The sequence below is a fragment of the Stutzerimonas decontaminans genome, assembly GCF_000661915.1.
Lineage (GTDB): Bacteria > Pseudomonadota > Gammaproteobacteria > Pseudomonadales > Pseudomonadaceae > Stutzerimonas > Stutzerimonas decontaminans.
On the sequence record NZ_CP007509.1, the window covers coordinates 882,687 to 908,338 of the forward strand.

General features: G+C 64.9%; 25 protein-coding genes. 12 read left to right on the top strand and 13 right to left on the bottom strand.

Going from position 1 to position 25,652, the window contains the following annotated elements; translation table 11 throughout:
- Window positions 1-11: 11 nt before the first annotated feature.
- Together trmA and UIB01_RS04015 are read right to left on the bottom strand one after the other, a co-directional pair.
- The gene (gene trmA, locus UIB01_RS04010) at window positions 12-1,100 is read right to left on the bottom strand and encodes a tRNA (uridine(54)-C5)-methyltransferase TrmA (RefSeq protein WP_038657097.1); all 1,089 of its coding nucleotides are present in this window, start codon (window positions 1,098-1,100) and stop codon (window positions 12-14) included.
- 211 nt (window positions 1,101-1,311) lie between these two features.
- The gene (locus UIB01_RS04015) at window positions 1,312-2,607 is read right to left on the bottom strand and encodes an NCS2 family permease (RefSeq protein WP_038657099.1); all 1,296 of its coding nucleotides are present in this window, start codon (window positions 2,605-2,607) and stop codon (window positions 1,312-1,314) included.
- Between the two features lie 131 nt (window positions 2,608-2,738).
- Between UIB01_RS04015 and UIB01_RS04020 the strand changes: the two genes are divergently transcribed.
- The 6 genes from UIB01_RS04020 (at window position 2,739) to UIB01_RS04045 (ending at window position 8,907) form a co-directional block, all read left to right on the top strand.
- Window positions 2,739-3,302 carry a DJ-1 family glyoxalase III gene (locus UIB01_RS04020; RefSeq protein WP_038657101.1) on the top strand — a complete coding sequence of 188 codons (564 nt, stop codon included), beginning with the start codon at window positions 2,739-2,741 and terminating at the stop codon, window positions 3,300-3,302.
- Between the two features lie 72 nt (window positions 3,303-3,374).
- Complete coding sequence (locus UIB01_RS04025) at window positions 3,375-4,349, top strand: XdhC family protein (RefSeq protein ID WP_038657103.1); 975 nt, start codon at window positions 3,375-3,377, stop codon at window positions 4,347-4,349.
- Window positions 4,342-4,932 (top strand): nucleotidyltransferase family protein, encoded by a 591-nt coding sequence (locus tag UIB01_RS04030; RefSeq protein WP_038657105.1) that lies wholly within the window; start codon window positions 4,342-4,344, stop codon window positions 4,930-4,932. The genes UIB01_RS04025 and UIB01_RS04030 overlap by 8 nt, the downstream gene beginning before the upstream one ends.
- 281 nt (window positions 4,933-5,213) lie before the next feature.
- A complete protein-coding gene (locus UIB01_RS04035; RefSeq protein WP_038657106.1) occupies window positions 5,214-5,726 on the top strand; it encodes a (2Fe-2S)-binding protein in 513 nt (170 codons plus the stop codon).
- Window positions 5,723-6,709: an FAD binding domain-containing protein gene (locus UIB01_RS04040; protein WP_038657109.1), complete on the top strand. Its 987-nt coding sequence runs from the start codon at window positions 5,723-5,725 to the stop codon at window positions 6,707-6,709. Before UIB01_RS04035 ends, UIB01_RS04040 begins: the two co-directional genes overlap by 4 nt.
- On the top strand, window positions 6,706-8,907 hold the full coding sequence (locus tag UIB01_RS04045) for a xanthine dehydrogenase family protein molybdopterin-binding subunit (RefSeq protein ID WP_038657111.1): 2,202 nt from the start codon (window positions 6,706-6,708) through the stop codon (window positions 8,905-8,907). Before UIB01_RS04040 ends, UIB01_RS04045 begins: the two co-directional genes overlap by 4 nt.
- A 129-nt stretch (window positions 8,908-9,036) precedes the next feature.
- Here UIB01_RS04045 and UIB01_RS04050 read toward each other — a convergent pair whose 3' ends face one another.
- Window positions 9,037-10,275 carry an acyltransferase family protein gene (locus tag UIB01_RS04050; RefSeq protein WP_038657112.1) on the bottom strand — a complete coding sequence of 413 codons (1,239 nt, stop codon included), beginning with the start codon at window positions 10,273-10,275 and terminating at the stop codon, window positions 9,037-9,039.
- 166 nt (window positions 10,276-10,441) lie between these two features.
- Here UIB01_RS04050 and UIB01_RS04055 point away from each other — a divergent pair, with 166 nt between their 5' ends.
- Both UIB01_RS04055 and UIB01_RS04060 read left to right on the top strand, forming a co-directional pair.
- Window positions 10,442-11,530 (top strand): serine hydrolase, encoded by a 1,089-nt coding sequence (locus UIB01_RS04055; protein WP_038657114.1) that lies wholly within the window; start codon window positions 10,442-10,444, stop codon window positions 11,528-11,530.
- A complete protein-coding gene (locus tag UIB01_RS04060; protein WP_180983547.1) occupies window positions 11,527-12,582 on the top strand; it encodes a serine hydrolase in 1,056 nt (351 codons plus the stop codon). The genes UIB01_RS04055 and UIB01_RS04060 overlap by 4 nt, the downstream gene beginning before the upstream one ends.
- Before the next feature lie 35 nt (window positions 12,583-12,617).
- Here the strand turns inward: UIB01_RS04060 and UIB01_RS04065 are convergent, their stop codons facing one another.
- The 4 genes from UIB01_RS04065 to UIB01_RS04075 all read right to left on the bottom strand — a co-directional run bounded on the left by UIB01_RS04065 (window position 12,618) and on the right by UIB01_RS04075 (window position 14,846).
- On the bottom strand, window positions 12,618-13,022 hold the full coding sequence (locus UIB01_RS04065; protein ID WP_038657116.1) for a carboxymuconolactone decarboxylase family protein: 405 nt from the start codon (window positions 13,020-13,022) through the stop codon (window positions 12,618-12,620).
- Between the two features lie 322 nt (window positions 13,023-13,344).
- Window positions 13,345-13,563 carry a MerR family DNA-binding protein gene (locus UIB01_RS23370; protein ID WP_308411061.1) on the bottom strand — a complete coding sequence of 73 codons (219 nt, stop codon included), beginning with the start codon at window positions 13,561-13,563 and terminating at the stop codon, window positions 13,345-13,347.
- Complete coding sequence (locus UIB01_RS23375) at window positions 13,564-13,722, bottom strand: MerR family DNA-binding transcriptional regulator (protein ID WP_230585290.1); 159 nt, start codon at window positions 13,720-13,722, stop codon at window positions 13,564-13,566.
- On the bottom strand, window positions 13,719-14,846 hold the full coding sequence (locus UIB01_RS04075; protein WP_038657118.1) for a methyltransferase: 1,128 nt from the start codon (window positions 14,844-14,846) through the stop codon (window positions 13,719-13,721). The genes UIB01_RS23375 and UIB01_RS04075 overlap by 4 nt, the downstream gene beginning before the upstream one ends.
- Before the next feature lie 93 nt (window positions 14,847-14,939).
- Here UIB01_RS04075 and UIB01_RS04080 point away from each other — a divergent pair, with 93 nt between their 5' ends.
- On the top strand, window positions 14,940-15,716 hold the full coding sequence (locus tag UIB01_RS04080) for a ferredoxin--NADP reductase (protein WP_038657120.1): 777 nt from the start codon (window positions 14,940-14,942) through the stop codon (window positions 15,714-15,716).
- 214 nt (window positions 15,717-15,930) lie between these two features.
- Here the strand turns inward: UIB01_RS04080 and gdhA are convergent, their stop codons facing one another.
- The 6 genes from gdhA to ettA form a co-directional block, all read right to left on the bottom strand.
- On the bottom strand, window positions 15,931-17,268 hold the full coding sequence (gdhA, locus tag UIB01_RS04085; RefSeq protein ID WP_038657122.1) for an NADP-specific glutamate dehydrogenase: 1,338 nt from the start codon (window positions 17,266-17,268) through the stop codon (window positions 15,931-15,933).
- Window positions 17,269-17,544: 276 nt separating this feature from the next.
- Complete coding sequence (gene siaD / locus UIB01_RS04090; protein WP_038657124.1) at window positions 17,545-18,330, bottom strand: biofilm regulation diguanylate cyclase SiaD; 786 nt, start codon at window positions 18,328-18,330, stop codon at window positions 17,545-17,547.
- A 12-nt stretch (window positions 18,331-18,342) separates the two neighbouring features.
- Entirely contained in the window at window positions 18,343-18,720 is a 378-nt protein-coding gene (gene siaC / locus UIB01_RS04095; protein ID WP_038657126.1) for a biofilm regulation phosphoprotein SiaC, read from the bottom strand.
- 17 nt (window positions 18,721-18,737) lie between these two features.
- The gene (siaB, locus tag UIB01_RS04100; RefSeq protein WP_038657129.1) at window positions 18,738-19,280 is read right to left on the bottom strand and encodes a biofilm regulation protein kinase SiaB; all 543 of its coding nucleotides are present in this window, start codon (window positions 19,278-19,280) and stop codon (window positions 18,738-18,740) included.
- Between the two features lie 15 nt (window positions 19,281-19,295).
- Window positions 19,296-21,287 (bottom strand): biofilm regulation protein phosphatase SiaA, encoded by a 1,992-nt coding sequence (gene siaA, locus UIB01_RS04105; protein WP_038657131.1) that lies wholly within the window; start codon window positions 21,285-21,287, stop codon window positions 19,296-19,298.
- Window positions 21,288-21,446: 159 nt separating this feature from the next.
- Entirely contained in the window at window positions 21,447-23,114 is a 1,668-nt protein-coding gene (gene ettA / locus UIB01_RS04110) for an energy-dependent translational throttle protein EttA (protein ID WP_038657133.1), read from the bottom strand.
- A gap of 252 nt (window positions 23,115-23,366) precedes the next feature.
- Between ettA and glyA the strand changes: the two genes are divergently transcribed.
- The 3 genes from glyA to UIB01_RS04125 all read left to right on the top strand — a co-directional run bounded on the left by glyA (window position 23,367) and on the right by UIB01_RS04125 (window position 25,652).
- Window positions 23,367-24,620 carry a serine hydroxymethyltransferase gene (glyA, locus tag UIB01_RS04115; RefSeq protein WP_038657135.1) on the top strand — a complete coding sequence of 418 codons (1,254 nt, stop codon included), beginning with the start codon at window positions 23,367-23,369 and terminating at the stop codon, window positions 24,618-24,620.
- 144 nt (window positions 24,621-24,764) lie between these two features.
- Window positions 24,765-25,226: a methyltransferase family protein gene (locus tag UIB01_RS04120; protein WP_038657137.1), complete on the top strand. Its 462-nt coding sequence runs from the start codon at window positions 24,765-24,767 to the stop codon at window positions 25,224-25,226.
- A gap of 57 nt (window positions 25,227-25,283) precedes the next feature.
- A complete protein-coding gene (locus UIB01_RS04125) occupies window positions 25,284-25,652 on the top strand; it encodes a PilZ domain-containing protein (RefSeq protein WP_038665399.1) in 369 nt (122 codons plus the stop codon).

A 25,652-nucleotide genomic window follows, 5' to 3' on the forward strand; every position in this document is an offset into this window, starting at 1 on the left:
TCACTCGGCGATCACTTGCGAACCAGCAGCACCCCGGATTCCATGTGGTGGGTGTAGGGGAACTGGTCGAACAGCGCGCAGCGCTCGATGCGATGGGTGTCGGCCAGCTGGGCGATGTTCTGCGCCAGGGTGTCCGGGTTGCAGGAGATGTAGAGGATGCGCTCGAAGCGGCGGGTCAGCTCGCAGGTGTCCGGGTCCATGCCGGCACGCGGCGGGTCGACGAAAATGCTGCCGAAGTCGTAGCTCTTCAGGTCGATATGGGCCAGGCGGCGGAACGGGCGCACCTCGTTCAGAGCCTGGGTCAGCTCCTCGGCGGAAAGGCGCACCAGCTCGATGTTGTCGATGCCGTTGTCGGCGATATTGGCCAGCGCGGCGTTGACCGAAGTCTTGCTGATCTCGGTTGCCAGCACGCGGCGCACGCGGGTGGCCAGCGGCAGGGTGAAGTTGCCGTTGCCGCAGTAGAGTTCGAGCAGGTCGTCGTCGCGCTCACCGAGCACGTCGAAGGCCCAGTTCAGCATCTTCTGGCAGACCGCGCCGTTGGGCTGGGTGAAGGCGCCCTCGGGCTGGCGATAGCGGAAGCTGCGGCCGGCGACGACCAGCGCTTCCTCAACGTAATCACGACCGATGACGATGCGCTTGCCCTTGGAGCGGCCGACCAGGCTGACGCCGAGGTCTGCGGCGAGCTGCTCGGCTTCGGCCTGCCAGGCCTCGTCCAGTGGGCGGTGGTAGGCGAGGGTGATCAGCGCATCGCCAGCCAGGGTGGTGAGGAATTCGACCTGGAACAGTTTGAAGCTGAGGACTTCCGACGCCTGCCAGGCCGCTTTCAGTTGCGGCATCAGCTCATTGATGCGACGGCTGGCGATGGGGAAGTCGTCGATCAGAATGGCCTTGTGCTTGTCGCCCTGCTCGAACATCGCGTAATGGCGCTGGCCATCCTCGCGCCACAGTCGGAATTCGGTGCGCAGGCGGTAATGCTCGCGGGGCGAGTCGAAGACTTCTGGTGCCGGTGCATCGAACGGCGCCAGCAGTTCCACCAGCCGGGCGGCTTTCTCGGCGAGCTGGGTTTCGTATTGGGCGGGGTCGAGCTTGGGCAGCGGCATGGCGGGGGCTTCGTGCAGAGGTTTGAGGAGCTTTACGGCGCCGGCGGCTCCCACAGTAGTTCGATCCGTGGGGGCGGCCTTGCCGCGAATTATTAACGTACGTCGCGGATCGGTATTCGTAGGGTGGATCGGGGCGCGCAGCTGACGCTTTTCTCATCCACCTTCTGCGCGATCTGGTGGATGGTGAGGCGTCATCCACCCTACGCTGCGATCAGCCGGCGAACCAGCCCAGCTTGACCACGAACAGCGCCGAGAGAATCCACATCGCCGGGCTCAGCTCGCGCCAGCGGCCGGCGAGCAGCTTGATCGCGGTCCAGGCGATGAAGCCGAAGGCGATGCCGTTGGCGATGGAGAAAGTCAGCGGCATCGCCAGCGCGGCAACCACGACCGGCGCGGCGACGGTGAGGTCGTCCCAGTCGATGCTGGCCAGGCTGCTCATCATCAGTACGGCGACGAACAGCAGCGCCGGTGCGGTGGCGTAGGCTGGCACGGCACCGGCCAGCGGGGCGAAGAACAGGCTGAGCAGGAACAGCAGCGCGACCACGCAGGCGGTCAGGCCGGTGCGGCCACCGGCAGCGGTGCCGGCTGCGGATTCGATGTAGCTGGTGGTGGTCGAGGTGCCCAGTGCGGCGCCTGCCATGGTTGCGGTGCTGTCAGCCAGCAGGGCGCGGCCCAGGCGCGGCATCTTGCCGTCCTTGTCCAGCAGGTCGGCCTTCTGCGCCACGCCGATCAGGGTGCCGGAGGTGTCGAACAGGTCGACGAAGAGGAAGGCGAAGATCACGCTGATCAGGCCGATATCCAGCGCGCCCATGATGTCCAGCTGCATGAAGGTCGGTGCGAGCGACGGTGGCATCGATACCACACCGTTGAGCTGCGACAGGCCGAGCAGGATCGACAGGCCGGTGACCACCAGAATGCCGATCATCACCGCGCCGGTGACCTTGCGGTAAGCCAGCGCGGCGATCAGGAAAAAGCCCAGGCAGGCCAGTAGCGGGCCGCCGGCGCTGAGGTCGCCGAGGCCGACCAGGGTGGCCGGGTTATCGACGACGATGCCGGCGTTCTTCAGCGCGATGATCGCCAGGAACAGGCCGATACCCGCGGCTATGCCGGCGCGCAGGGCCAGCGGAATGCTGTGGATGATCCACTCGCGGATCTTGAAGATCGACAGGCCGAAGAAGATCACGCCCGAGAGGAACACCGCACCCAGCGCAGTCTGCCAGGTGTAGCCCATGGTCAGCACGACGGTGTAGGTGAAGAAGGCGTTCAGGCCCATGCCCGGTGCCAGCGCGATCGGGTAGTTGGCGACCAGCCCCATGATCGCCGAGCCGATGGCCGCGGCCAGGCAGGTGGCGACGAACACCGCGCCGTGATCCATGCCGGTTTCGGCAAGGATGCTCGGGTTGACGAAGAGGATGTAGGCCATCGTCAGGAAGGTAGTGATACCGGCCAGGACCTCGGTGCGCAGCGTGGTGTTGTGCGCCTTGAGTTGAAATAGCTTTTCCAGCATGGTCGATCCTCTATGTGCCGGTCAGTGTGAGGGCTGTCGCCTCTGGCGGGCGATTCGCGTGTCGTCGCAAAAGCCGCGCATCTTACACCGGCCGGCAGCGCGGTTGAATTTCCATTGAGCAGGTGAGCGCCATGAGCAAACGAGTCCTGATTCCGATCGCCGACGGTTCCGAAGATCTGGAGGCCGTAACCCTGATCGACGTGCTGCGGCGTGCCGAGTTCGAGGTGCTGGTGGCCAGCGCGGAGGAACGGCGCATGCTGACCTGCGCGCGCGGCACGCGGATCACTGCCGACGCCATGCTGCTCGATGTGCTGGCGCAGGACTTCGACCTCATCGTGCTGCCCGGCGGCATGCCCGGCGCGAAAACTCTCGGCGAGCTGGAGCCGCTGGCCGAGCGCGTACGCCAGCAGGCCGCGGCCGGGCTGGACTATGCGGCAATCTGCGCGGCGCCGGCGGTGGCGCTGCACCCCTACGGCGTGCTCAAGGGCCGCCAGGTGACCTGCTACCCGGGCATGAGCGACAACCTCACCGGCACGCACTTCCTTGACCAGCCGGTGGTGGTGGACGGCAACTGCATCACCAGCCAGGGCCCGGCGACCGCCCTGGAATTCGCCCTGACCCTGGTGGAACGTCTGGCCGGCCGCGGCAAGCGCCGCGAAGTAGCCGACGCCATGCTAGTGCCGGCAACGAACTAACCTCGCCTCGGATCGGTCACTCCTTGCATTGCCGGGAGTCCTGGCAGCAATGGGCTGAATCCGAGGAGATCAATGGACAGTGTCGATCTGGCGGTACTGCGGCGGGCCCGCGACTGGCTGCGTGACGGCCATCCCGTGGTGCTCTACACGGTGCTGGAAACCTGGGGCAGCGCGCCACGTCCGGTCGGTTCGCTGCTGTCGCTACGCGGCGACGGCCGCGTTGAAGGCTCGGTGTCCGGCGGCTGCGTCGAGGACGATCTGCTCGCGCGGGTCATGGCCGACCAGCCACCGTCGACCTGCCAGCTGATCAGCTATGGCGTGAGCAAGGAAGAATCCGCGCGTTTCGGTCTGCCCTGCGGCGGCACCCTGCGCCTGCTGCAGGAGCCGCTGTGCGATGCCGGCTGGATCGATGAGCTGCTGCGGCGCTGCGCCGGGCACGAGCGGCTGCTGCGCTGCGTGGATATCGCCAGTGGCGCTGTGACGCTGCAAGCCGCCGGCCGCGACGCCGCGCTGCAGTTCGACGGGCATACCCTGCGCGCACCATTCGGTCCGGCCTGGCGCCTGCTGCTGATCGGTGCCGGTCAGCTGTCGCGCTATGTCGCCGACCTGGCCCACGGCCTCGGCTTCGAAGTGCTGATCTGCGACCCGCGTGAAGGTTATGCCCATGACTGGGATGCGGCGACGGTGCGCTTCGTCCCCGGCATGCCGGACGATGCGGTGCTGGCCATCGAACCGGATGCGCACACGGCCATCGTCGCGCTGACCCACGATCCACGTCTGGACGACATGGCGCTGCTCACGGCGCTGCAGTCCGAAGCCTTCTACGTCGGCGCGCTGGGCTCGCGGGTCAATAGCGAGAAGCGCAAGGCGCGCCTGCTCTCGCTGGGCCTCGGCGAGCGGCAGGTGCAGCGGTTGCATGGCCCCATCGGGTTGCCTATTGGCAGCCGTACGCCGGCGGAAATCGCGCTGTCCTTGATGGCCGAAGTGGTGGCGTTGAAAAACGGTGCGCTGGTCAGCCAGGCGTTGCCGGCACAGCGCTGTGCCTGAGCAGGGCGTTTGCGCGATCGTCCTCGCCGCCGGGCAGGGCAGCCGTTACCGCGCGGCCGGTGGCGCGGACAAGCTGCTGGCGGCCAGTCTGGCTGCTGCGTCTTCGCCGCCGGTGCTGGCGGCCACGCTGGCCAACCTTCGTGGTGTCGCAGAACGGCTGCTGGTGGTGACCCGTGCAGACAATCTGCCTCTGCGCGACTGGCTGAGCGCCAACGCTGCCGACTGCGAGGTGCTTGCGCTGGAAACCCGCGGGCTCGGCCACAGCCTTGCGCAGGCCGTGGCCCACGCGCCGGCAGGGCGTGGCTGGCTGGTGGCGCTGGCCGATATGCCCTATGTGCAGCCGCGGGCCCTGCGCGAGATCGCGGCGGCAATCCGCGAAGACAACCTGGTTGTGCCGACCTATGACGGCCGCCCCGGCCATCCGCGCGGCATCGGCAGCGCCCATCGCGATGCGCTGCTGCAGCTGGATGGCGATCGCGGTGCCCAGGCGCTGTTCGCCGCGCACCCGGTACTGGAGCTCGCCCTGAATGATCCCGGTGTCCTGCAGGACATCGACCACCCGGATGATCGCAGGCCTAGCTAGTCCTGAAATTCCGGTACAACCTGCTCTTGCAGGACGTGCGCTCCTGCGGCGGACAGGCGGCAGGCCTGCCCGACATCAAAAGCTCGCGCCGAGGGCGGCCCTCCCACAAAAGCAGCACCCGGCACGACCGCTCCTGTAGGAGGCGCGCCCTCGCGGCGAACAGGCCGCAGGCGCTGCCAGCGCCCCGGCCCTACCAAGATGCTGAACGTTTTCCACGCCACGCCAGTCGTACCCCAAGACGCACGGACAGCGCATACCAACGCCCAAACCGTGAGGCTGCCATGAGCGAAAATTCTTCAGCTGCAGGTCATACCTGCACCATCAGCCTGGAGCTGAACGGCGAACGCCGTGAGCTTCAGGTGCAACCCTGGACCACCTTGCTCGACCTGCTGCGCGACCAGCTCGGCCTGACCGGCACCAAGAAAGGCTGCGATCACGGCCAGTGCGGCGCCTGCACCGTCCTGCTCGACGGCCGACGCATCAACAGCTGCCTGACCCTGGCGGTGATGCACGACGGCGCCAGCCTGACCACCATCGAGGGGCTGGCCAGCGATGCGACGCTGCATCCGCTGCAGGCGGCATTCGTCAAGCACGATGCCTTCCAGTGCGGCTATTGCACACCGGGGCAGATCTGCTCGGCGGCCGGGCTAGCAGCGGAGAACCGTGCCAGCAGCCGCGATGAGATTCGCGAACACATGAGCGGCAACCTCTGCCGCTGCGGCGCCTATCCAAACATCCTCGCCGCCATTGAGGACGCACTGCCGACGCTACGCGGCCAGGAGGGTGCGCAATGACCCCGTTCAGCTATCAGCGCCCCGAACGTATCGACCAGGCCATCGCCCTGCACGGGCCGCAGAGCCGCTACATCGCCGGCGGCACCAACCTGCTCGACCTGATGAAAGAGAACGTGCTGCAACCCGGCCAGCTCATCGACATCAACGGCCTGCCGCTGCGCGAGATCGAGCAGACCGCCGAGGGCGGCCTGCGCATCGGTGCGCTGGTGAGCAACGCCGACCTGGCCTGGCACCCGCAGATCGAACAGCGCTACCCGCTGCTGAGCAAGGCGATTCTCGCCGGGGCTTCGCCGCAGCTGCGCAATATGGCCAGCACCGGCGGCAACCTGCTGCAACGCACCCGTTGCTACTACTTCTACGACACCGCCACGCCCTGCAACAAGCGCGAGCCGGGCTCCGGTTGCAGCGCGCGTGACGGGCGCAATCGCATCCACGCGATTCTCGGCGCCAGCGAACACTGCGTCGCCGTGCATCCGTCGGACATGTGCGTGGCGCTGGCGGCGCTGGATGCCCGGGTGCATGTGGAGGGGCCGCACGGCAAGCGACGCCTGGAGCTGGTGGACTTCCACCGGCTGCCCGGCGACCAGCCGCAGCAGGACAACGTGCTGGTGGAAGGCGAGCTGATCACCGCCATCGAGCTGCCGGTAGAAGGTTTCGCCAGCCACTGCGCCTACCTCAAGGTGCGCGATCGCGCCTCTTACGCATTCGCCCTGGTATCCGTCGCGGCGGCTCTGGAGATGGATGGCGAAATCATCCGCCGCGCGCGCATCGCGCTCGGTGGCGTGGCGCACAAACCCTGGCGCCTGGAGGAGGCCGAAGAACTGCTCAGCGGCAAGCGTGCGGAGTCCGAATGTTTCGCCGCCGCGGCCGATCGCCTGCTGCAAGGCGCGCAACCGCTCGCCGACAACGCTTTCAAGATCGACCTGGCCCGGCGCGCCATCGTGCGTGCCCTCACCGAAGCCGCCGGAGGAACCGCCCGATGAACAGCGCCAACTCTCCACTGGGCAAGCCGCTGGACCGTGTCGACGGTCCGCTCAAGGTCACCGGTAAGGCCTGCTACGCTGCCGAAGCCGAGGTGCCGGGGCTGCTGTATGGCGCCGTGGTGTCGAGCAGCATCGCCCGCGGCCGGATCACGCGTATCGATGCCGTCGCCGCCGAGGCACTATCCGGCGTGCGACTGGTGCTGACCCACCAGAACCGCCCGCCGGTGGCCAGCTACGACGAGCCTTACGAGGACGACGATGCCGCCGACGGCTCGCCGTTCCGCCCGCTGTACAACGACCGCGTGCTCTACAGCGGCCAGCCGCTGGCGCTGGTGGTGGCCGAGACCCAGGCGCTGGCGCGACATGCGGCGAGCCTCGTGCGCATCGAATACGAAATCGAAGCACACCAGACCGATCTGCAGGCCGTGCGCGATCAGGCCCACGATGCGCCTGCCGAGCTGCCCGAGCCGCGTGGTGATTTCGACTCGGCGTTCGCGGCGGCGGCAAAGCGCATCGACCGTGAGTACGAGACCCCGGTCGAGCACCACAACCCCATGGAGCCGCATGCTTCCATCGTCCAGTACCAGCCGGGCGGCGAGCTGCTGATCCACGACAAGACCCAGGGCGTGCAGAACTGCCAGCGCTACCTGGAGCAGGTGTTCGACATGCAGGGCAAGATCCGCGTGCTTGCGCCTTTCGTCGGCGGCGCCTTCGGCTCCGGCCTGCGGCCGCAGTACCAGCTGCCGTTGGCGGTGATGGCCGCACTCAAGCTGAAGGCCTCGGTGCGCGTCGAGCTGACCCGGCAGCAGATGTTCACCTTCGGTTATCGCCCGCGTACCGTTCAGCAGCTGAAGCTCGCGGCCGATGGCGAAGGGCGGTTGCGGGCGATCGAGCACAGAGCGATCGGCCAGACCTCGCGCTTCGAGGACTTCACCGAGCACGAGGTGGAGTGGTCCGGCATGCTCTACGCCTGCGACAACGTGCGCCTCGGCTACCGCCTGGCGCCGCTGGACGTCTATACCCCGCTGGACATGCGCGCCCCGGGCGCGACCATCGGTGTCTATGCGCTTGAGTGCGCGATGGACGAGCTGGCCCATGAAGTCGGTATCGACCCGCTGGAGCTGCGCCTGCGCAACTACACCGACATCAACGGCAACGAGGGCAAGCGCTATTCCAGCAAGGAGCTGCGCGCCTGCTACCAGCAGGGCGCCGAGCGCTTCGGCTGGTCGCGGCGTCCGGTGCAGCCACGCAGCCTGCGTGACGGTCATCAGTTGGTCGGCATGGGCATGGCCACCGGTGTCTGGGAGGCCATGCAGATGCCGGCCTCCGCTCGCGCCTGCATCGATGCCGACGGCAAGCTGCTGGTAACCAGCGCCACTGCTGATATCGGCACTGGCACCTACACCGCGATGACGCAGATCGCCGCTGATGCCATGGGCCTGTCGATGGCCGAGGTGGAGTTCCGCCTGGGCGATTCCAGCCTGCCGCAGGCACCGCTGGAGGGTGGCTCGGCCACCGTGTCCTCGGTCGGTAGTGCGGTGCAACGTGCCTGTGCGGGGCTGCGGCAGAAGCTGCTGGACGCCGTGCAGCAGTCGCCGGCTTCACCCTTTACCGGAGCGAATCTGGAGACGGTGGAGTTCGCCGATGGCCAACTGCGGCTGAAATCCGGCGAGCATGCCGTGGCCCTGCGCGACATCGTCCAGGTCAGCGGCGCATTGGAAGCCGAAGCCAGCGTCAAGCCGGATGAAAAACGGGATGCCTGGGCGACGGGAACCCATTCGGCAGTGTTCGTCGAGGTACGCGTCGACGAGGACCTCGGCACCATCAAGGTCAGCCGTGTGGTCAGCGCGATTGCTGCGGGCCGCATCGTCAACCCGAAGACCGCCGGCAACCAGATCGTCGGCGGCGTGGTCTGGGGCATCGGCCAGGCGCTGCACGAGGAGACGCTGATCGATCACAGGCTCGGGCGTTACATGAACCACAACCTTGCCGAGTACCACATCCCGGTGAACGCGGACATTCCCGAAATCGACGTCATCTTCGTCGAGGAGCATGACGAGGTGGTCAACGACCTGGGGTCGAAGGGGGTAGGGGAGATCGGCATCGTCGGGGTGGCGGCGGCGGTGGCCAATGCGATCTACAACGCGACCGGCAAGCGCGTGAGGGATCTGCCGATTACCCTGGATAAACTGCTGTAGCCGCCGGCGCGCTAGGTGGGCTTCGGCCCGCCGTTGCGGCTGCGGAAGATGGAGCCGCTGATCGTCCCCACGATCCCGCGTGTGCACGCCGTGTTAGCGCTCTGCGTTCGAGGCTTGTGAACGCCTGCATCAAACCTTCAACACCCGCCTCAGCAAAAACCGCCTCACCGGCACCACTGCTCGCTCCTGCACCAGCACGCACACCACGATGCACAGCCCCAGATACAGCGGATAGAAGGCCGGCGTCAGCGCCAACTCCCCCGCCTGTGCCACGCAATCGGCCCAGTCCTCGAGGCATTCCGCCGACACCACCCCGAGCAGCTTCTCCGAGCGCGAGAAGAGGATGAACACCGGCACATGCAGTACGAACAGCGGCAACGATGCCGCGCCCAGGCGCTGTGACCAGCCGACCACTGCGGCACTGCGTGGCGTGGCGATCAGCGCGCAGAGCCAGACCAGCGCCAGCTGCGCCGGCAGCAGCAGGCCGTTGTGCAGCAGGAAGTACCAGTAGCGCTCGCCCTTGAGCAGCCACACCGTCGCCAGGAAGCTGACCAGCACGAAGGCCGCCAGTGCCAGCCGTGCTGCGATGCCGAGCTGCCCGCCCGCCGCGCGCCATTCGCGGAACAGTCCGCAGAGCAGGATGCCGGCAAGAAATTCCGGCAGGCGCAGCAGCGGCATGCGGTGCAGCATGCCGGTGACGGGAATGCCGTAGGCATCCTGCTGGATCGCCCATAGCGGCGGCAGCAGGTAAAGCGCGGCGATTGCCAGCAGCCACCAGCCCTTGTGGCGCAGGCGCATCAGGCGTGGCGCCAGCAGGGGGAAGCACAGGTAGAAGAAGAACAGTGTGGAGATCGACCACAGCGGCGGGTTGAACGTCAGGTAGAGCGGGTTCCAGGCCTGCAGCATGAACAGCTGCAGCACGAAGTTCAGGGCCAGCTCGCGGTTGTTCATGAAATATTCGAGGGCGTCGCGGGCCTCGCCGCTGAGCTCCTCGTTGGTGTCGTAGACCACGTAGCGCAGGCTCGCCTTGGCATCGTCCGGGGGAATGCCTAGCTTGGCGATGATGGTCAGCACGATGGCCGTCAGCAGCAGGGAGAACAGGTGCAGCGGGTAGAGATTGGCAAGGCGCTTGCCGAGGAAATGCCGCGCCGGCTCGCGCAGCTCGCCCTGGCGGCAATAGACGTGCGCCAGCAGAAAGCCGGAAAGCACGAAGAAGCTGCTGGTGGCGAAGAAGCCGACGCCCGCCAGCTCCGAGAGCCAGGTCGGCTCGCCCTCGACGTAGGCGTGCACGGTATGGAACAGCACTACATAGATGGCCAGCAGAAAGCGTAGCCATTCCAACCCGATGAAATGTTCCGTGCGCGGCACTGCTCGCTCCCGTATTGATTGGTTGCGCCATAAAACGACGCCTATGCATGGGACTGGCATTCGCTCCAGCCGTTGCGCTGCACCGGTGATCGGGACGTGTGCACGGCTTGGCGCCGCGGCGGTCGGAACGAATATCCGCAATTGCACGACGACTAGCCGGAGGACCATGCACCCGTCATCGCTGCTTCGTTTACCCGCCGCTGCCACGCGCCTGCTGCTCGCCGCACTGCTGTGTGCAAGCATCGGCCAGACCGCCATCGCCCAGGAGGCCTTCGAGTGGAGCGGCCCCTTCCTCGCGCGGTTGGCCCAGGTGGACAGGCAAACCCCCGGGCATCTCGGCGTGTACGTCAAGGACATGCAGACCGGCATTTCGGTCTCCTACCATGGCGAGGAGCCCTGGTATTTGGCTTCGACGGTCAAGGTGCCGGTCGCTATCGCGGTGATGCGCCGGATCGAGCAGGACGAGCTGACCCTGGATAGCCCGGTGGCACTGCTGGCGTCCGATTACGTCGATGGTGCCGGTCCGACCAACAGCCATGCGCCGGGCAAGGCGTTGAGCGTGCGGTTTCTGCTGGACCAGATGCTGATCCACAGCGATAACACTGCCAGCGACATGCTGATCCGCCTGGTCGGCATCGAGCAGGTCAATGCCGTCGCCCAGGAACTGGCGCCGGAAGGGCTCGGGCCGATCACCTCGCTGGCTGATGTGCGGCGGTTGATCTACGGCGAGTTGCACCCGGCGGCGCGCCAGCTCTCCGGCAGGGATTTTCTCGCGCTCAGGCAGCAGCCGAACGACGCTGGCCGCCTGGCGCTGCTGCCACGGCTGCTTGGCGTGGAGCGCCGCGCGTTGGCATCGATCAGCCTGAACGAGGCCTACGAGCGCTACTACGCCACACCGTTCAACTCCGGCACGCTGAAGGCCTATGGCGACTTGCTTTCGGCACTGGATGCCGGGACTGCACTGGGCCCGGCGAGCACCGAGTACCTGCTGAGCGTGATGCGCCGGGTCGAGACCGGCAGACAGCGGATCAAGGCCGGCTTGCCGCCCGGCACCGGCTTCGCGCACAAGACCGGCACGCAACGAGCACGTATCTGCGATGCCGGGCTGGTGGATCAGCCAGATTCGGACAGCGCCCTATCCACACGCCTGGTCATCGTCGCCTGCGTTCGCGGGGTGGCCTCCGCCGCCCAGGCCGAGCGCGCGTTGCGCGGTACCGGCGAGGCCGTCACTGCAGCGGGGTTGATCCGACGATGAACAGGTTGATCGCAGTAGGCGCATTGTTGTTGCCGCTGGTGGCCCTGACCGCCTGTACCGAGGAAGCCGAGGCGACCTGGAAGGATGATCTGGAGCAGGAGCTGCGTCGCGTCGACGAGGCGTCACCAGGCAAGCTCGGCGTCTATATCAAGCATCTGGGTGAGAACACGGAGCTGCGCTACGACGCCGAGCGCTTCTGGTACCTGGGCTCAGCGGTGAAGGTGCCGATCGCCCTGGCCGTGCTACAGGGCGTCGACGATGGCGACTTCAGCCTCGATCAGCGGCTGACGCTGGAGGCCGAGGACAAGGTCGACGGCTCCGGCGATCTGGTCTGGCAGGACAACGGCGTCGACTACTCGCTGCGCGACCTGCTCAAGGAGATGCTCATCGAAAGCGACAACACCGCGGCCAACATGCTGATCCGCCTGGTCGGCGAGGACGAGCTCAACGCGCGCACCGGCAAGAGCATGGGCGGCGATTTCGAGGCCATCACCACCTTTACCCAGGTGCGCCGCGACGTATATGGCGAGGTGCACCCTGATGCAGCCAAGCTCGACAACATGCAGCTGGTGGAGCTGGCTTCTGCACCATTCAGCAAGCCGCGCTACGAGGCGCTGGCGCGGGTACTCAGTCTGCAGCAGGACGAGTTGAAGGCGGCGAGCATGGAACAGGCCTATGAGCGCTACTACGCGCGCAAGCTCAACTCCAGCAGCCTGGTGGCCTACGGCACGATGCTGGAAAAACTGGTGCGCGGGGAGCTGCTGTCGGTCGAGAGCCGCGATCTGCTGTACGGCTTCATGAAGCTCGATTCCTATGACAACTACCGGCTCGAGGCCGGGCTGCCGGAGGACGTGCCCTTCATCCAGAAGACCGGCACCCAGCTCGAGCGCGCCTGCCACGCCGGCGTGATCGAGCCGCAGGACGAGCGCCGCGCGATCGTGGTGGTGGCTTGCGCCGAAGGCCTGGACGAGGGCCAGGAGGCCGGCAGCCTGTTCGAGCAGGTCGGCCAGGCGATCAGCAAGGCATTGTTGAGCGAGGCGCGGTCGAACTGAGCCGTGCCTGCAGCAAGGGCGAACCCGGCGGCTCGTCATTCGTTGGCGTTGCCTGTCGGCAGTAGGCCTCGCTCGGCGAATACCGCCTTGACGGTCTGCATGCCATTGAGCGCGGCCGGAAAGCCCGCGTAAACCGCCATCTGAATGACCACTTCGACGATCTGCTCCGGCGTGCAGCCGACATTCAGCGCGCCGTGAACGTGCACCGCCAGCTGCGGTTGGCAGTGGCCGAGCGCGGTAAGCGCCGCCACGGTCGCCAGCTCCCGCTGGGGGAGGTCCAGGCCGGGGCGCTGATAAATGTCGCCGAAGGGAAATTCGATCACGTAGCGGGCCAGGTCCGGTGCGATGGCTTGCAGGCTGTCGATGACCTTGCGCCCGGCTGCGCCGTCAATTTCTTCGAGCTTGGCCAGGCCTTCTGTGTAGCGGGGCGATGCAGACATGGAGCGTTCCTCTTGATGGGTAAGGGTCTGTTCCCGTTTCGTACGCGGCCGCGCCGGAGCCGTTTTTTGCGCGAGGCAAGGCACGAGGAGCGAGGTTTGGTCATTCCAAATAAGCGACGAGTAACGCCGCATCGCGCAAAAAACGGCCCGGCCCTGCGGGTTGCGCGGCAAATGGCGCCATGCGGCGTTGCGGGACTTGGCAAGGGAACCCCATTACCTGCGTCCCGCGCCTTGCCTGGCGCCATTTGGTGCAGCAACGCGGCTTGCGACGAAACGGGAACAGACCCTAGAGGAAAGCCTGCGGGTTGGAGTCGACTCCAGGTCAAGCGGAAGTTTGCTGGCGATACAGCGCGATCTTCGCGCGCAACGCGTCGAGATGCCCATGGTCGCGCTGGATGCGTTCCTGCAGCCGGGCCGCATGTTCTTCGAGCAGCGCCTGGCGCGCTGCCAGTGTGGTGTCGCCGCATTCGCGCAGATCGGCGTAGCGGATGATGTCTTCCAAGGGCATGCCGGTGTCTTTCAGGCGCAGGATGAAGCCGATTCACTCCAGGTCGCGTGGGCCATAGACGCGAAAACCGCTGGCGTCCCGAGCGACCTGCCGTAGCAGGCCGATCTTTTCGTAATAGCGCAGCGTGTCGGCGGACAGGCCGGTACGCGCGGCGAACTGCCCGATGCTGAGGCGGATCGGCGCCTCGCTCATGCCTTGATCGACCGCAGAATGACGAACTTCGGTGTGGCGGCGACCTGCTCGGCATTGCCGAACAGGCGCTTGAGCTTGAGGTGATAGCCGAGGTGGCGATTGCCGACGATCCACAGCTCACCGCCCTTGGCCAGTGCCGTCTTGGCCTGGGTGAACATGCGCCAGGCGAGGAAATCGCCGACCACCTGCTGCTGGTGGAACGGCGGATTGCACAGCACCAGGTCCAGCGAGGCAGGCGGTTGCTCAGCCAGGCCGTCGCCGGCGCGAATCTCGACCGGACGCTGACCGTGGATTGCCTGCCAGTTCTCCCGTGCCGACTGCACAGCCATGTAGCTCTCGTCCACCAGTGTCAGTTGCGCCTGCGGGTTGCCCAGCGCGTAGACGATGCCGAGCACGCCGTTGCCGCAGCCGAGATCGGCCACGCGCAGTGCACCGAGTGCCTGCGGCAGATGTGGCAGAAAGGCGCGGGTGCCGATATCGAGGTCTTCGCGGCAGAACAGGTTGGCGTGGTTGAGCAGTTCAAGCTTCGGCTGATCGAGCTGGTAGCGGGTCGGGTAGGGCGACTGCGGCGCCGGTTTCGCGCTCGGCGTTGCGCTGAGCAGACGTGCCTTCTTCACCGCCAGTGAGGCCTGCACCGGGCCAATGTACTGCTCCAGCAGATCACCGGCGGCGCGCGGCAGATGCTTGATCATCGCCGCAGCGATCACCTGCGCGCCGGGCGCCAGCTGGCCGTGCAGGCGGATCAGCTGTTCTTCCAGCAGGGCAAGGGTTTTCGGTACGCGAATCAGCACCCGGTCGAACGGGCCATGGGCAATCTCGCTGGCGGGAACGAAACGCACGCGTTCGGCCGGCAGGTCGTTGCGTGCCAGGTTCTTCTGCAGCGCCAGGTGCGCCAGATGCGAGTCGCCACTGCTGGTGACCGCGACGTGTGCGGCCAGCGAGCAAGCCAGGGCGCCGAAGCTGTCATTGAGTATCAGCACCCGCGTGGCGGCCGGCAAACCCTGTTCATGCAGCGTGGCGAGCAGGTACTCATCGGCGGCGTCAAAGGCCTGCAACGGCTCGTTAGGCTGCTCCGGCTGGCGGATCAGATCGAGGCTGGCGTAAGGGGTGTCGAGAATAGGCATGAGAACTGGCGGTGTTTGTGGGCGTCGGAAAGGAGTATCAAGAGTTCACGGGGCGCCACGTAAGTGTCCACTGATGCTCGGAGGGAGCGAAGTATGACCGCCAGCGAAGAGAAGTTCACCCGCCAGCGCCTGCTCGAGGTGCAGACGCTGACGCCCAGCCTGTTCACCCTGCGCACCAGCCGCGACCCCGGCTTCCGTTTCACCGCCGGGCAGTTCGCCCGCCTCGGCGTGCGCAAGCCCAGCGGCTGTATCGTCTGGCGTGCCTACTCCATGGTGTCGGCGCCGCACGACGAGTTTCTCGATTTCTTCTCCATCGTGGTGCCGGACGGCGAATTTACCAGCGAGCTGAGCCGGCTCAAGGTTGGCGATGAGCTGCTGGTGGACAGGCAGGCCTTCGGCTTCCTGACGCTGGATCGCTTTCCCGATGGCCGCGACCTCTGGCTGCTGGCCACCGGCACCGGGATCGCCCCGTTCCTTTCGATCCTGCAGGACTTCGAGGCCTGGCAGCGCTTCGAGCGCATCATTCTGGTCTACAGCGTGCGCGAGGCGCGTGAGCTGGCCTATCAGCAGCTGATCGCCGAACTGCCGCAGCGCGATTACCTAGAGGGGCTGGGCTCGAAGCTGCTGTATCTGCCGGTGGTAACGCGCGAACGGGTGCCCGGCGCGCTGCATGGGCGCATCACCACGCTGATCGAGAACGGCGAACTGGAGCGCGCCGCCGATCTGCAGCTGATTCCCGAGCATTCGCGGATAATGCTCTGCGGCAACCCGCAGATGATCGAGGACACCCGCGCCGTGCTGAAAACGCGCGATCTGAATCTGGCGCTGACGCGCAGGCCTGGGCAGGTGGCGGTGGAGAATTACTGGTAGTGCACGGCTGCACACAGGGTGGCGTTAGCGTCTTAGGGTGGATGGCCGAAGCCATCCACGCGCGACCGCCGGTGCTGTCCACGCCCGCTTGGAAAATCGATTCGCAGAAGCCGAGGTTGGTGATCGAACGGCTTCCTCAAATGAAAAGCCCCCGCCGGACGATCCGGGCGGGGGCTCTTTCTTTGTCGTTTGCAGCTCGAGGTTTGCTGCCGTCTTAGACGACGCCCTGCGCCAGCATGGCATCGGCAACCTTGACGAAACCGGCGATGTTGGCGCCCTTGACGTAGTTGATCCGGCCATTTTCCTCGCCGTGGGCGACGCAGGCGTGGTGGATCGACTGCATGATGCCGTGCAGCTTGGTATCCACCTCACCGGCGGTCCAGTGCAGGCGCATGGCGTTCTGGCTCATCTCCAGGCCGCTACAGGCCACACCACCGGCGTTGGAGGCCTTGCCCGGTGCGTAGAGGATGCCGGCCTCGAGGAACAGGTCCACGGCTTCCAGCGTCGACGGCATGTTGGCGCCTTCGGCCACGCAGATGCAGCCGTTCTTCAACAGCGTGCGTGCGTCATCGCCGTCCAGCTCGTTCTGCGTGGCACAGGGCAGGGCGATGTCGCACGGCAGGCTCCACGGACGCTGGTCGGCCAGGTAAGTAACGCCGAACTGCGTACCCATCTCTTCCAGACGGCCGCGACGGACGTTCTTCAGATCCATCAGGTAGGCCCACTGCTCGTCGGTCATGCCGTCCGGGAAGTGCAGCGTGCCGCCGGAATCGGACAGCGAGACGACCCGGCCGCCCAGCTCCATGACTTTCTGCGCGGCGTACTGCGCGACGTTGCCGGAGCCGGAGATCGCCACGCGCTTGCCGTCGAAGCTGCTGTGGGTGTTCTTGAGCATTTCCTCGGCGAAGTACACGCAGCCATAGCCGGTGGCTTCCGGACGGATAAGGCTGCCGCCGTAGGGCAGACCCTTGCCGGTCAGGACCGAGGTGAACTGGTTGGACAGGCGCTTGTACTGGCCGAACAGGAAGCCGATCTCGCGGCCGCCGACGCCGATGTCACCGGCCGGCACGTCGAGGTCGGCGCCGATGTGGCGGTACAGCTCGCTCATGAACGACTGGCAGAAGCGCATGACTTCGTTGTCGCTCTTGCCCTTCGGGTTGAAGTCCGAGCCGCCCTTGCCGCCACCCATGGGCAGTGAGGTGAGGGAGTTCTTGAAGACCTGCTCGAAGGCGAGAAACTTGAGCACGCCGATGTTCACCGACGGGTGGAAGCGCAGACCGCCCTTGTACGGGCCGATGGCGCTGTTCATCTGGATGCGGAAACCGCGGTTGACCTGGACACGACCCTGGTCGTCGACCCATGGCACGCGGAAGATGATGGCGCGTTCAGGTTCCACCATGCGTTCGATGATGCCAGCCTGCATGTAGTGCGGGTGGGCTTCGAGGAATGGCCAGAGGCTGCGAACCACCTCTTCCACCGCCTGGTGGAACTCAGGTTGATGGGGGTCGCGTTGCTTCAGTCGGGCGAGAAAGGCATCAACGGTTTCGATCATCAGTAGGCCCTCGGCGACCGCTTGTTGGCAGTCATTGATAATTTTTGGCGGGCGACTGTAACAAACCTGATTTGCACCGCGGAAGTGCGACGTGGGTCGAGGGTGCATTTCTGTGGTGCGCGAATTGCCGGACTGGTGGGTGCGGCGGCCTGGGCAGAAAGCGTATAGCGCGGGGGTTTCAGATAAACCAGAGGGGCGCTAACCCCTAGTCGGGATGTGTTGCGCCGAAATGTCGCATTGAATGCATCGTTTTTGTGCGAAAGACGGCGCCGGCGATCACTCCGCCAGTTCGCATCGGTTGCGGCCGCTGCGCTTGGCACGCAGCAGGGCGAGGTCGGCGCGGTTGATGGCGTTCGAATAGGTCTCGTCGGGGCGCAGCTCGGCGATGCCCATGCTGGCGGTAACGCCGAGCAGGTCATCGTTCACCCGCACGCCCAGCGCAGCGATGCTGTCGCCCAGGCGGCTCATAACGGTCTGCGCCGTCTGGGCGGTGCATTCGGGCATCAGGATGAGGAATTCCTCACCGCCCCAGCGACCGCACAGGTCGTGCTCGCGGATCTCGGATTCCATCACCCGCACCACTTCAATCAGCACCCGATCGCCGACGTCATGGCCGTAGTCGTCGTTGATGATCTTGAAACGGTCAATGTCCAGCATGACCAGCGCCAGCGGCCGCCCGTAGCGCTTGGCCCGCTCGCTTTCCTCGCGCAGGCGTTCGGTGAGCAGACGGCGGTTGGCGATGCCGGTCAGCGAATCCAGCATCGAGGCCTCACGCAGCGAGGCGTTGAGGTCCTGCATCATCGCCTGGTAGCGGTCGGAGATGCGGGCGACCTTTTCGAGCTGGCGCAGCTGCTTGTCGAAGCGTGCTGCCAGGCTCATTTCGCGATCGCGGGCGATGCTTTGGTAACCGTCCGATATGCGGGCGATGCGTTCGATGCGGCCGAGCAGGTCATGGTGCGCGCCCCACAGCTGGCTCAAGGCTTCCTTCAGCGGATGCCCGTCGAACTGCGGATCGGCGAGGAGACTGGCTAGCTCTTGATCTAACGGCGATGACCCGCGCATATCTACCTTCTGTCAATCGTGGCTTAGGATGGAAAAGGGAAAGGTGCAGTCTTCCTTGAACTCCTCGGCCAGTTCTACGACGCGCTCGTTGCGCACGTCGTAGTACCAGTTGACGGCGACCTGACGGCCGTCCTGATAGGCCGCCTCAAGCAGGTCGAAGATGTCCATCATGGCCTTGATGCTGCTGGTGTTCAGATACAGCAGGCGCAGTTCGAGGGCGAGCGGGTGTGCGGCTTCGCCGAGGAAGCGCTCGATCCACTCATAGACCTGGTGGAACAGCTCATAGGAATTTTCCGGGTAGGAGTCGCCCTGCATCGAGACGATGCCTTTTTCCCAGTCGGACTGGATGGTGGGGGTGGACTGGCTGCCAGGGATTGAAAAGTCGTTCATGGGGATGCTCTTGAGATTCAGATGACGGCGCTCAGGCTTAGGAAGGAAAGCTCGTCGGAGACCGGTTGCAATGACGCTTTGAGCGGCTCGCTGGATTTGCGGGCGATGTCGATCAGGCCGAGCCCGGCGCCGGAGGTCACGTGTTCGTCGCGCGGTCTGCGCAGCTGTTCCTTGTACAGCGCTTTCAGCCCGGCCTTGTCCTTTTGTGCCAGCTCGGCGATGGCGGCGAGCAGCAGCTGGCCGTCGGCAGTTTCGATCAGGTTGCCGGCCGAGACGACATATCTGCCCTGATCGTCGCGCGACACCACGACCGTGGCCCCGGCCTGCTGATCGGACCAATTCTTCTCACGGGTGTAATGACGAATGTTCTGCGTCATCTCGATGTAGACGGCGAACACATCCATGGCCGAGGACGGGTGCGCCTGCTCTTCGCTCATGTAGTTGCGCAGGGCATTGCCGATCTCTTCGATCAGGCTGCGGGAGATGGGGCCGTTGAAGCAGAGCATGATCTGTTGCTGGTTGTAGCATTCGCGCATCGCGAACATGTCAATGGGGCCCATGGCCAACTCCCTGTCTCAATCGAAACGGAAACATAACATCGTGATGTCATCGCGCTGCGGGAATTCACCCTGATAGCGCGCCAGCGCAAGGCTGAAGGCTTCGCCCTGCTCGGCCAGGGGCAGCCGCGCGTGCTCGCGAATCATGCTGGCGAAGCGGCTGTTGCCGAAACCATAGCCTTCTTCGCCGCCAGCCTGGTCGAGGAAACCATCGGTGGTCATGTAGAAGGTGCGCCCAGGTTGCAGGTCGACGCTGGTATTGCGGTACTCGCCAATGCGTTTATCGCCGATGGCGCGCCGCGCTGCCTTTATTTCGTGCACCTCTTCGCCATCACAGTAATACAGAGCAATCTTCGCGCCGGAATAATGCACCTTGCGCTGGCGCAAATCGACATAGGCCAGACCGATGTCCATGTTCGTGGCCAGGGCATGGGAACCCGGCTCTTCGCGCAGCATATTGCGCACGATTGCATCGGTGCGCGAGAGCGCGGCTGCGGGGTCGTCCAGGCCGGTTGTGCCAAGCGCCTGGTCGATGGCGGCGTGGGCCAGCATTGTCATCAAAGCGCCCGGCACGCCATGGCCGGCGCAATCGACGACGCCGAACAGGCAGCCGTGCTCGTCGGCGCGATAGACATAGAAGTCGCCGCCGACAACATCGCGTGGCCGCCAGAGCACGGCATGGCGGTCGCCCATGGCCGTGACCAGCTGTCGGTTGGGCAAGATCGCACGCTGGATAAGGCTGGCGTAGTCGATCGAATCGTCGATCTTCTTGTGCGCGGCGGCCATTTCCAGATTGGCCCGCTCCAGATCGCGTGTGCGCTCGCGTACGCGATTTTCCAGTTCGCTGGTGTGGCTGCGAACCTGCTGCGCCATGGCGCCGAAGGCTGCGCTGAGTTCGCCGATTTCGTCCTGACGATGCAGCGGTAGGGGCGCATCGTACTGCCCCGCAGCCAGGGCCTGGGCGCTGCGTCGTAGCTGGCGCAGCGGTTTGAGCACGCGCTTCTCCACCAGCCAGGCGCCACCGCCGATCAGCAGCAGGAACAACACCAGAAACAAGCCGATGGCCGGCAGTAGCGGGCGTACCTCGACGACCTGTGCTGTGCTCAGATCCACAGAGCTGGCGACGAACCACTGCAGTTCCGGAATCCAGCTCAGTGCCAGCAGCCGGGGCGCGCCGTCCAGGGCGACCCGAACCGTCGCCACGCTGCCCGGGCTGTCGCGGCTCGCGGCCATGGCCTGACGTACCGCCGACGCCGCGCTGAGATCGTCGAGCAGGCCGAGAATGCTCGTCGACAGAGATCGTCCGCGAGCGGTGTCGGCGTTCAGCGTGACCAGATTCTGGTTCGGGTGCACGAGGATCGAACCGTAAGCGTCAAGCACCATCGACTCGACACCGACCTTGTTGGCTTCGATGAAGTCGTCGAGGAAAGCCTGCAGGCTGATGCCGGAACCGACCAGGCCAAGGCGGCGGGCGCCGTCGCGCACCTGCACGTTGAACCAGACCTTGAGTTCGCCGGTGACCACGGAACGGTCGACGTTTATGGCGTGGGGGACTTCGCTTTGCAGCGTCTGGAAAAACCATTCATCACGCGAACTCTCCGGGTCCATCGCATAGCGAGGGGCATCGGAGGGCGCCTGGTTTGGTCCGTTGGAGTAGTAGCTGTTGCTCTGCGCCGAGGCGGCGAAATAGGCGTGATCACCAAAGGCTTGCTGATAGCCTGCCGCTTCCTTGAAGAAGCTGTCGCGCTTGGCTGGAGTGTCCTCGTCGTGCAGCCAGGCGACCGTCAGTTGTGAGGCCGCGAGCCGCTGGGCAAGCGCCAGCTCACGCGAAACCGGGGCGAACAGACGCTCACGGTTAAGCTGCACCACATTACGTGCATAGGCTTCGCCGAAGCGGCTTTGGACGCCCAGCAGCGCTTCACGAGCGATGAACCCGGCAAAGGCGAAGGCAAGAAGGCAGCTCAGCAACAAGACCAGCAGTGATTTGCCGCGCAATCCCAAGGCTGCCATGCGAAGGTTCCCTCTGTCGCTAGGTCATGGCGCGGTAGATGATTGTCGCGCCGGGTTTAAGAGGGCGGCAATTATCCGTCATAAGGCTTTTTGCTACTAGCGGATTGTCGTCTTTCTGACGCAAGAGCGGAGCCACATGGCTCCGCTCCTCTGGTGCAATTACTGCGCCAGCTTCTTGTACCTGACCCGGTGTGGTTGGGAGGCGGCATCACCCAGACGCTTCTTGCGATCGGCTTCGTACTCGGTGTAGTTGCCTTCGAAGAACACGACACCGCCATCGTCCTCGTAGGAGAGGATGTGGGTGGCGACGCGGTCGAGGAACCAGCGATCGTGGGAGATCACGATGGCCGAGCCGGGGAAGTCCAGCAGCGCCTCTTCCAGCGAGCGCAGGGTTTCCACGTCGAGGTCGTTGGAGGGTTCGTCGAGCAGCAGCACGTTGGCGCCCTGCTTGAGGGTCAGCGCCAGGTGCAGACGACCGCGCTCACCGCCGGAAAGGTCCTTGACGAACTTCTGCTGGTCGGCGCCCTTGAAGTTGAAGCGGCCGACGTAGCCGCGCGACGGCACCTCGTAGCTGCCGATGCGGATCTGGTCCAGGCCATCCGAGACCGCTTCCCAGACGGTCTTGCCACCGTCCAGGTCGTCGCGGCTCTGATCCACGCAGGCCAATTGCACGGTATCGCCGATTTCGATGCTGCCGGAATCCGGGGTTTCCTTGCCCATCAGCATGCGGAACAGGGTCGACTTACCGGCACCGTTACCACCGATCACGCCAACGATGGCGCCTTTCGGCACGCTGAAGGAGAGGTTGTCGATCAGTACGCGGTCGCCATAGCCCTTGGTGACGTTCTTGAATTCGATGACCTTGTCACCCAGGCGCGGGCCGGCCGGGATGTAGATCTCATTGGTCTCTGCGCGTTTCTGGAATTCCTGCGACTGCATTTCCTCGAAGCGCTGCAGACGAGCCTTGGATTTGGACTGGCGAGCCTTGGCGCCCTTGCGCACCCATTCCAGTTCTTCCTTCATGGCCTTTTCATGGGCCGACTGCTGCTTGGATTCCTGCGCCAGACGCGCCGATTTGGCTTCCAGCCAGCCGGAATAGTTGCCTTCGTACGGGATGCCCGCGCCGCGGTCGAGTTCGAGAATCCAGCCGGCGACGTTGTCGAGGAAGTAACGATCGTGGGTGATCGCTACCACGGTGCCCGGGAAGTCATGGAGGAAACGTTCCAGCCAGGCCACTGAGTCAGCGTCCAGGTGGTTGGTCGGCTCGTCCAGCAGCAGCATGTCCGGGGCCGACAGCAGCAGGCGGCAGAGGGCGACGCGGCGCTTCTCTCCGCCCGACAGGTGCGCAACCTTGGCGTCCCACGCCGGCAGGCGCAGTGCATCGGCGGCGACTTCCAGCTGACGCTCCAGGTTGTGACCGTCGGATGCCTGCAGGATCGCTTCGAGCTTGGCCTGCTCGGCAGCCAAGGCATCGAAATCGGCGTCCGGCTCAGCGTAGGCGGCGTAGACGGCGTCCAGGCGGGCCTGGGCGTCCTTGATCACACCAACCGCCTCCTCGACGACTTCGCGCACGGTCTTCTCGGGATCGAGCTGCGGCTCCTGCGGCAGATAGCCGACATTGATGCCCGGCATGGCGCGAGCCTCGCCGTCGAACTCGGTGTCGACGCCGGCCATAATGCGCAGCAGGGTGGATTTACCGGCGCCGTTCAGACCGAGCACGCCGATCTTGGCGCCAGGGAAGAACGACAGGGAGATGTTTTTGAGAATCTCACGCTTCGGCGGAACGACCTTGCTCAGCCGGTGCATGGTGTAGACGTATTGAGCCATGGAAACGAATGCCCGTGACAGTGGTGAAGGATGCCTGACCCAAGCCATGTAGGCCGAAAAATTGGGCGGCATGTAAAGGGCGCAAAGCTACCCGAATGCACCGGTCAGGGCAAACCGCGGCGGTACTCCCCGGTGGCTGCGGATGCGGCGACTGTTCATCTTGTGCATGACTATCGCTCATACCCGCAAACGCCCGGATGAGGTAGAATCCGCGCCTCTCTTTATACCGCCAGCTGATCTCAGAGGACTGCCATGTTCAGCCGTGATTTGACCCTCGCCCGTTTCGACGCCGATCTCTTCGCTGCCATGCAGCAGGAAGCCAAGCGTCAGGAAGACCACATCGAGCTGATCGCCTCGGAGAACTACACCAGCCCGGCGGTGATGGAAGCCCAGGGTTCGGTACTGACCAACAAGTACGCCGAAGGCTATCCGGGCAAGCGCTACTACGGTGGTTGCGAGTACGTCGACGTGGTCGAGCAGCTGGCCATTGATCGCGCCAAGGAACTGTTCGGTGCCGACTACGCCAACGTCCAGCCGCACGCCGGCTCCCAGGCCAACGCCGCCGTCTACCTGGCGCTGCTGAATGCCGGTGACACCATTCTCGGCATGAGCCTGGCCCACGGTGGTCACCTGACTCACGGCGCCAGCGTTTCGTCCTCCGGCAAGTTGTATAACGCCGTGCAGTACGGCATCAACGACCAGGGCCTGATCGACTACGACGAAGTCGAGCGCCTGGCCGTCGAGCACAAGCCGAAGATGATCGTCGCTGGTTTCTCCGCCTATTCGCAGAAGCTGGACTTCGCACGTTTCCGCGAAATCGCCGATAAGGTCGGTGCCTACCTGTTCGTCGACATGGCTCACGTGGCCGGTCTGGTCGCCGCTGGCGTCTACCCGAACCCGGTTCCGTTCGCTGACGTCGTCACCACCACCACCCACAAGACCCTGCGCGGCCCGCGCGGCGGCCTGATCCTGGCGCGTGCCAACGCCGAGATCGAGAAGAAGCTGAACTCTGCCGTCTTCCCCGGTGCCCAGGGCGGCCCGCTGGAACACGTGATCGCTGCCAAGGCCGTGTGCTTCAAGGAAGCGCTGCAGCCCGAGTTCAAGGCTTACCAGCAGCAGGTGGTGAAGAACGCCCAGGCCATGGCCGAAGTGTTCATCCAGCGCGGCTTCGACGTGGTTTCCGGCGGTACCCAGAACCACCTGTTCCTGCTCAGCCTGATCAAGCAGGACATCACCGGTAAGGATGCTGATGCTGCCCTGGGCAACGCGCACATCACCGTGAACAAGAACAGCGTGCCGAACGATCCGCGCTCGCCGTTCGTGACTTCCGGTCTGCGCATCGGTACTCCGGCTGTCACCACCCGTGGCTTCGGCGAGACCGAGTGCCGTGATCTGGCTGGCTGGATCTGCGACATCCTCGACAACATGGGCGACGAGTCGGTAATTGAAGCAGTTCGTGCCAAGGTCGAAGCGGTATGCGCCAAGTTCCCGGTCTACGGTAACTAAGCGCTCCAGCGCTGCACCGGAAAGCCCGCGAAAGCGGGCTTTCTGCTATCTGCAGGTGGCAAGTGCGCCGCGGTTGATCCTGGTCGTCGTGACAGATGCTCGACGCGCTAGACTGCCATCACTTGTCTGTCTGGAGTTCGCCGCATGTTCAAACGCGCCACTGGTGTGATTCTGCCGCCGCCGGTCATCTATCTGCTGTTTCTTGCGGCGGCCTGGCTGCTTGAGTCGGCGGTGCCGATCGCGCTGCCGCAGAGTATCTGGACGGATTATTTCGGTTGGGGGCTGATCGACGCGGGTGTACTGCTGATGCTCTGGGCCGGGCTGCTGATGCTCTGGCGCAAGACTACGGTCAATCCCTACGGCAAGCCTGCCAGGCTGCTGGAGGAGGGGCCCTTTCGCTTCTCACGCAACCCGATCTATCTGGCCGACAGTCTGATCTACTGCGGTATCGCGCTGCTTTGGGGCACGCTATGGCCCTGGCTGCTGTTGCCAGCTCTCATCTTCACCATGCGGCGCGCGGTAATCGTGCATGAGGAACGTCTGCTGACCCAGCTGTTTGGCGATGACTATGTGGCGTACTGTGGCCGAGTGCGCCGCTGGTTGTGACGACGATGTCGAGAGTTGTTGTCCTATATTGAATTCAGACACCGCGGAGTGATGTTCATGACTGATTCCCCCAGTGATCGCCGGCGCTTCCAGCGAATCGAGTTCGATGCCGCCACTGAGCTGGTGCAGGGCGACCGCTGCTGGCCGGTCGAGCTGCATGACCTGTCGCTGAAAGGCCTGCTGGTTCGTCGCCCGAAAGGCTGGAATGCCGATGCGGGACAGCCGTTCGAGGCGCGCGTGCGCCTGGCTGATGATGCCGATGTGCGCATGGAAGTGGCGATGACCCACGAAGTGGGCGACCTGATCGGCTTCGTCTGTCAGCACATCGATCTCGACTCGATCGCCCACCTGCGGCGCCTGGTTGAACTCAACCTCGGCGACGAGGCACTGCTGGAGCGCGAGCTGGCCGCACTGGGCGGCCAGTAG